Annotated in this window: 5 protein-coding genes and 1 tRNA gene; 5 read left to right on the top strand and 1 reads right to left on the bottom strand. The window is 39.9% G+C overall.

All coding sequences use genetic code 11. From position 1 onward, the window contains the following. Positions 1–97: 97 nt before the first annotated feature. Positions 98–514, bottom strand: coding sequence for a hypothetical protein (locus tag IBX40_11680; GenBank protein MBE0524974.1), 417 nt, complete (start codon positions 512–514; stop codon positions 98–100). A 278-nt stretch (positions 515–792) separates the two neighbouring features. Here IBX40_11680 and IBX40_11685 point away from each other — a divergent pair, with 278 nt between their 5' ends. The 5 genes from IBX40_11685 to IBX40_11705 all read left to right on the top strand — a co-directional run bounded on the left by IBX40_11685 (position 793) and on the right by IBX40_11705 (position 3274). Next, the gene (locus IBX40_11685; protein MBE0524975.1) at positions 793–1263 is read left to right on the top strand and encodes a 30S ribosomal protein S13; all 471 of its coding nucleotides are present in this window, start codon (positions 793–795) and stop codon (positions 1261–1263) included. A 13-nt stretch (positions 1264–1276) separates the two neighbouring features. Further along, positions 1277–1885, top strand: a complete 609-nt coding sequence (locus IBX40_11690) for a 30S ribosomal protein S4 (protein MBE0524976.1) — start codon at positions 1277–1279, stop codon at positions 1883–1885. 22 nt (positions 1886–1907) lie between these two features. Continuing rightward, a complete protein-coding gene (locus IBX40_11695; protein MBE0524977.1) occupies positions 1908–2297 on the top strand; it encodes a 30S ribosomal protein S11 in 390 nt (129 codons plus the stop codon). Positions 2298–2309: 12 nt separating this feature from the next. Then, the gene (locus tag IBX40_11700) at positions 2310–3101 is read left to right on the top strand and encodes a DNA-directed RNA polymerase subunit D (protein MBE0524978.1); all 792 of its coding nucleotides are present in this window, start codon (positions 2310–2312) and stop codon (positions 3099–3101) included. Positions 3102–3189: 88 nt separating this feature from the next. Continuing rightward, positions 3190–3274: transfer RNA gene (locus IBX40_11705), tRNA-Leu, on the top strand. Positions 3275–3861: the final 587 nt, after the last annotated feature.

Consider the following 3861-nt stretch of genomic DNA (forward strand, 5'->3'; position numbering starts at 1 on the left):
ATAGAATTATATTCAAACTATTTAAATATTGTCAATTAATTAGGGACACGACCACTATTGAAAAGGCGTGAGAAAGGATAAACTGCCATTGGACAGTTCAATCCATTATTTTTTCCAGCTGGGTCTTGATCATTTCATATATCTTATTTTTATAACGTTCGGGTTCTGTAATATTGAACAGAACAACTCCGTCTATATACCAGGCCACCTCAATGACTAGTTTTTTGTTTTCCAGCTCATCTACTAATAACTTCAGTTTACTGACATCATCCAGGGCTTCTCTCCAGTCTCCACCGAGTTTGATGTCGTAGGCCTGCCCCTCTTTGAAAAGTTCGAATTTTTTCAGGGTGAATGCATATGTCTGGAACCACTGGTAATCATCTTTCGATGCATTTTCAAATCCTGGAGTACCTTTCTGAATACTCATTTTTAGTATATTTGCAAATGAAAAAACCTCAGATGAAGTTAGAGTACTATCATTGATCTTATCTAGTAATTGAATGATTTCTTTCATGATTTAACTCCCGTATTTACTATAGAGTTTATCTTATGATTCCATATATTTTTTGATATAACTTCTTTAAATTGAACGGGTGACCATGCGCCAGTCAATGAGGTCAGAAATCGTAAATCGGATGTAGGGTTATTCGGAAGTACTGTATATGCACAAAGGTTTTTTAAGTAGCAATCCAATTGAGGGGGTACATTCCAGAAATCGCGCCCACCAAAATCAGGGCGGCGCTGGTGATTCCAGGGCTATAGGAATTGTTTCCTATCGGAGGAAAATTTTAAATGGTTAAGAAAGAAGACAAATCTGATCAAGAAGAGATCAAACATATAGTGCGTATCGCCAATACTGATCTTGAAGGTAAGAAATCAGTGCAGTATTCCCTTACAGGGATAAAAGGTATAAATCGGCGAACTGCGCGTATTATTTCTGATATTGCAAACGTGGACCACACTGCAACCATAGGGTATCTGGATGATGAAAAGATTGATTCATTGAAAGAGACAATTGATAAAATTGAATCTATCCTACCGGTATGGATGTTGAACAGGCGTAAAGACCTTCTAAGTGGAGAGGATAAACACATTACATCAACAGATGTTCTACTCATTAAGCGGGAAGACCTTAATACCATGAAAAAGACCCGTTCATATATAGGTATCAGGCATGAGCGAGGGCATAAAGTAAGGGGTCAGAGAACCAAATCCTCGGGTAGGAAGGGACTTACTGTGGGTGTAAAGAGGAAATCCAGTTAGGTGGTGATTTGTTATGGGATATCCAGGTAAGAATACAAAGTCATATGAAACTCCTAAACATCCATGGCAGGCCGCCAGAATGGCTGAAGAAGTGGGACATATCAAGACCTACGGGCTAAGAAACAAGCGTGAAGTTTGGAGAGCCCAGAGTATGCTTCGAAAATACCGCCGCTCAGCCATGGAATTATTGGCAGAGACCACAGAAGGTGAATTGACAGGGCACACCAAACAGAAAGCTGATGACATTTTGAACAAGCTTAAGCGATATGGTATACTAACTGCAGAAAGTGGTTTGGATGATATTCTGGCATTAGATGCCAAGAATTTCCTGGACAGAAGGCTTCAGACCCAGGTATACAGACAGGGGTTCGCAAACAGCCTGAGGCAGTCAAGACAATTCATCACACATGGTCATATTTCCATTGATGGTAAGAAGATCACCGTGCCCAGCTACACAGTCTCAAAGGATGACGAAATGAAGATCGGATATTACGCAAGTTCTTCACTTGTAAACGAAGTTCATCCATCCCGTCCGGCCCAGATAATGAAACAAGAAATAGCCCAGATCGCGGGTGCACGGGAAGAACAGAGAGGGAGAGGCAAAAGAAGAGGCCGTAGATAAAACTTTAAGGAGCTAAAAAATAATGGCAGAAGGTAAATGGGGTGTTGCCCACATCCAGGCATCATTCAATAACACTATAATCACAATAACAGATCTTACAGGAGCAGAGACCATCGCCAAGGTGAGCGGAGGTATGGTGGTCAAAGCCGCCAGGGATGAGAGTTCTCCGTATACTGCGATGCAGATGGCAAACCAGCTTGCTGATAAACTCAGGGACAAGGATATTGTTGGTATCCATGTTAAAGTCCGGGCACCTGGTGGAAACAAACAGCGTAGTCCAGGTCCAGGAGCACAGGCTGCAATAAGGGCTTTTGCCAGGGCAGGTATCAGGATCGGCAGGATCGAAGATGTCACACCTATTCCCCATGACGGTACTCAGACCAAAGGCGGCCGCCGGGGACGAAGAGTTTAGGCGAGGCAAATAATGGAAATAGAAATTATCGAGTTATCTGACGAAAAAGCTAAATTCTTACTCAAAGATGTTAAAGCTGCAGTGGCAAACGGGCTTAGAAGAAGCATGTTAGCAGAAGTGCCCACTATGGCAATTGATTATGTGAATATTTACGACAACACATCTGTCCTATTTGATGAACAAATAGCTCTCAGGTTTGGATTGATACCGCTAATTACTGACGTAGATTCATATGTATTCCCAGAAGATTGCGATTGTGGAGGGGAGGGCTGTACAAAATGCCAGCTATCCCTCACTTTGAGTGCAGAAGGCCCAAAGATGGTATATTCAGGTGAGTTATTATCCAGTGATCCAAAGATCACTGTGGCAGATGATAAGATTCCAATCATTGAATTGAAAGAGAGGCAGAAATTGGTACTTGAAGCAATTGCTAAATTGGGTACAGGGCGCAAACATTCCAAATGGCAGGCGGGAGTAGGATGCGGTTACAAGAATATGCCTGTAATTACCATTGCAGAGAACTGTGATTCATGTGGTAAATGTGCGGAAGAATGCCCGAGAGATATCTTAATTATTGAGGATGATATCCTGACAGTTATTGATCCGTTAAAATGCAGTCTTTGCCAGCTCTGTGTAGAAGCTTGTGAGATCAATGCAATTACAGTTAATGCAGATGTGAATTCATTTATATTCCAGATGGAATCTGACGGTTCATATACGTCAAAGGAACTGATTAACAAGGGCGCTGACACCATTATTGATAAGGCAAAACAATTAAACGAAATACTTGCTACAATAGAGTAATAGGAGCGTGCAAGGTTTTATTGACCTTGCATTTTTATTCAAAGCGTGCATATCGCTATGCTCAATTGGACAATAAAACATCCCTAATGCGGGGGTCGCCCAGCCAGGTCAAAGGCGCAAGGTTGAGGGCCTTGTCTCGTAGGAGTTCGCGTGTTCGAATCACGTCCCCCGCACTCTTTTTTATTCTTACATTTAGAATTTATTTCTTGTCCTTATCAGGCAGCTGCAAAAAATCTTTATCTTCAGGAGCATGAATTTGTTAACATAACATCAGTGAGTAAAACACTTCCCATTTCTTTTCATGCTAATATTGAACTTATTTATGTAGCTCGTATAAATTTATAAAAATAAAATCTAATTACCAATAATACTATATAATTATAACCCAAGTTTGACAGATTCCACTCTTTTCTAATGATACTTTTCTCTCTTTTATCACATAATTCACGATTTTTGTCAGGAAATCTATTTGACAGTTACAAAATATTCCACTTATTCTATGCCATTGGATGGCTTTTTTCTATAAAATCATGAATTTATTGGCAAAATAAGCTCTTTTTCTGGATTAAAATTAGCATAAATGTGCATATTCTCATATTTTCTCTAATATTTTCTGCAACTGTCAAATTCAATATGCTTTTTTTTAGCCATTCTCTGGTTTTGATCTACCCTTCTCAACTGTCAATTAGCAGATAGATAAACTATGAAAATTTCACGAAAAACACAATCAATCGATAAACAATAAACTGTCAAATTGATG

Source organism: Methanosarcinales archaeon (genome assembly GCA_014859725.1).
In the GTDB taxonomy this organism is placed as follows: Archaea; Halobacteriota; Methanosarcinia; order Methanosarcinales; family Methanocomedenaceae; genus Kmv04.